This window comes from Lactobacillus sp. UMNPBX4 (genome assembly GCF_002554115.1).
Classification (GTDB): Bacteria; Bacillota; Bacilli; order Lactobacillales; family Lactobacillaceae; genus Lactobacillus; species Lactobacillus gallinarum.
In genome coordinates, this window is the sequence record NZ_PCZF01000102.1 from 1 (window position 1) to 1,719 (window position 1,719).

At 39.4% G+C, this 1,719-nt stretch carries 4 protein-coding genes; all 4 read right to left on the reverse strand.

What is annotated here, in order from left to right:
* Positions 1-866 (reverse strand): IS66 family transposase (locus CP355_RS09835; RefSeq protein WP_233187039.1); only part of this gene is annotated, 866 nt, incomplete at its 3' end.
* Positions 820-1,050: a transposase gene (locus CP355_RS09840; RefSeq protein WP_005725993.1), complete on the reverse strand. Its 231-nt coding sequence runs from the start codon at positions 1,048-1,050 to the stop codon at positions 820-822. The genes CP355_RS09835 and CP355_RS09840, both read right to left, overlap by 47 nt.
* 64 nt (positions 1,051-1,114) lie before the next feature.
* On the reverse strand, positions 1,115-1,462 hold the full coding sequence (gene tnpB / locus CP355_RS09845; RefSeq protein ID WP_098044439.1) for an IS66 family insertion sequence element accessory protein TnpB: 348 nt from the start codon (positions 1,460-1,462) through the stop codon (positions 1,115-1,117).
* The gene (locus CP355_RS10420) at positions 1,459-1,635 is read right to left on the reverse strand and encodes a hypothetical protein (protein WP_199161221.1); all 177 of its coding nucleotides are present in this window, start codon (positions 1,633-1,635) and stop codon (positions 1,459-1,461) included. Before CP355_RS10420 ends, tnpB begins: the two co-directional genes overlap by 4 nt.
* Between the last annotated feature and the right edge of the window lie 84 nt (positions 1,636-1,719).

Consider the following 1,719-nt stretch of genomic DNA (forward strand, 5'->3'; position numbering starts at 1 on the left):
TCTAAGTAAAACATGCGATTGCAGTAGTTGAGTCCTTTTTGGGCAAGGGACTTTTCAGAAGCCTGTTGTGGTACGGCTTCGTGAAACTTTCTTCTAACATGAGCCCAGCAGCCAACTAAAGTTGCTTTCGGCAATTGCTCATAAGCCTGCCACATATCACAGTGCAAATAACCGGGATAGTTTCCTAAAAAGTTTAAGGCAACCTTGCCACTCCGGGAAGGATCATGATGATAGAGTGTAATCCCGTATTGATCATGTTTGCCTGAAAGGAAGACCCAATAGTAAGTCTTGCTTGTTTTACTTTCTAAGACTGTGTAATAAGTTTCATCGGCATGTAAAATTGGCCGCATTAACAGCTTTTGCTTAAGCAGATCATACACTGGTTTAAAGTAGTATTGACTGCTTTTCAAATCCCAATAATTTAACATCTGTCTTGAAACTTTTAGTCCCATCTTCTTCCAGTCGCTTTCTTGGCGATAGTCCGGCACCTTCATTTCATATTTTTGATAGAGTGAATGAGCGATGAGTGAAGCTGAACCTAGACCATGGTTTAGGGGAGCTTTAGGTACTGCAGCTTTAATGATCTTGTCGCTAAGATTTCTTTGACTGCAATATTTACATTTGTAAGCATGTTGGATATGGTCTAGCCTTTTAAGTTGAGCTGGGATAAACAATAATTCTTGGCGAACTGACTGCTTGCCTATCTCAATCAGTTCATGATGACAATCAGGACAATGCTTGTCGCCTAATTCATGGTGAACCTCTTCAGCTGGAAGGGCAGCTAGTAAGTCAGCACGCTTTCGTTTGTGAGCTTGTCTTTTATAAGTAATAGTCTGAACGGCGGCGTCGGGGACGTTCTCCGTCATCTTGAGCATCAGGTTCATCAAAGAGACTTGTTTGTCCATTTAAAGGCATTTGTTCTGAAGATTTGCCATAACGTTTTTGCGTTAAGTAAGCCACTTGTTCACGGAGGAGCTTGATTTCATCAGTTAAGTTTTGAATAGTAGTTGCTTGTTGTGCAATAATCTTTTCCAAATTTTCTTGTGACATGAGTTAAACTTCCTCCTAAATTTATTAGTTAAAAGAATATCAAAAAAGCGTGCGATGTCAAGTGTTAGTAGAATTCGCACGCTTTCGTGTTCTTTATTTTTGGATTGATTGCGAAGCCCTTCATTAGCCAGTCGACCTGCTCAGAAGATAAAGCTTGAACTTCATTTTGATTCCTGGGCCAGTTCAATTTTCCATTTTCAAATCTTTTGTATAACAGCCAAAAACCTTGTCCGTCCCAATAAAGGGCTTTGAAGCGGTCCTTGCTTCCGCCGCAAAAGAGAAAAACTTTACCACTAAAAGGATCAAGTTCAAACTGTTCTTTAATTAAGATTGCTAGGCCATCAATGCCTTTACGTAGGTCAGTCTTACCACAAACGATATAAACTTGCCCCAAGTCACTAAGCCTAATCATGGTAAGACTTTCTCAAGTAATTTATTCATTAACTCAGGATCCAAATTACTATAAAAGTTCAATTCTAAGTCATTCTTCTTTAAACTAAGCAACAGATTATTACGTGGTGGCCGCGTCTTCTTTGGTCTGGCCGGATGATTTAGAGCCACAATTGGCTGTTGTTTTTCGAGCATAATTCTAACCTCCAATATTTTTGATAAGTTTAGAATAGCTGAAAAAAGAGGACTAAGAAAGATACTCGGTTATCTGACGCTTAC

What these genes read in the sequence shown, in the direction of transcription:
- CP355_RS10420 (WP_199161221.1), bottom strand. Translation starts at nt 1,635, where the DNA reads ATGCTCGAAAAACAACAGCCAATTGTGGCTCTAAATCATCCGGCCAGA.
- CP355_RS09840 (WP_005725993.1), bottom strand. Translation starts at nt 1,050, where the DNA reads ATGTCACAAGAAAATTTGGAAAAGATTATTGCACAACAAGCAACTACT.
- tnpB (WP_098044439.1), bottom strand. Translation starts at nt 1,462, where the DNA reads ATGATTAGGCTTAGTGACTTGGGGCAAGTTTATATCGTTTGTGGTAAG.